Genomic DNA, 297 nt, shown 5'->3' with positions numbered 1-297 from the left:
GGCTTAGACAGCTAGGATGTTGGCTTAGAAGCAGCCATCATTTAAAGAAAGCGTAATAGCTCACTAGTCGAGTCGGCCTGCGCGGAAGATGTAACGGGGCTGAAATATAGCACCGAAGCTGCGGCATTAGACGTAAGTCTGTTGGGTAGGGGAGCGTTGTGTAAGCGGATGAAGGTGTGTTGAGAAGCATGCTGGACGTATCACAAGTGCGAATGCTGACATAAGTAACGATAAAACGGGTGAAAAACCCGTTCGCCGGAAGACCAAGGGTTCCTGTCCAACGTTAATCGGGGCAGG

The 297-nt window shown here is 50.5% G+C and carries 1 rRNA gene; it reads left to right on the top strand.

Annotation, left to right across the window (positions count from 1 at the left end):
* Positions 1-297 (top strand): 23S ribosomal RNA (locus DV424_RS08875); the annotation flags it as partial.

The organism is Haemophilus haemolyticus (assembly GCF_003493605.1).
Taxonomy (GTDB): domain Bacteria; phylum Pseudomonadota; class Gammaproteobacteria; order Enterobacterales; family Pasteurellaceae; genus Haemophilus; species Haemophilus haemolyticus_J.
Note: the sequence above shows the minus strand (reverse complement) of the source record. Positions and strands in the feature narration are given on the sequence as shown.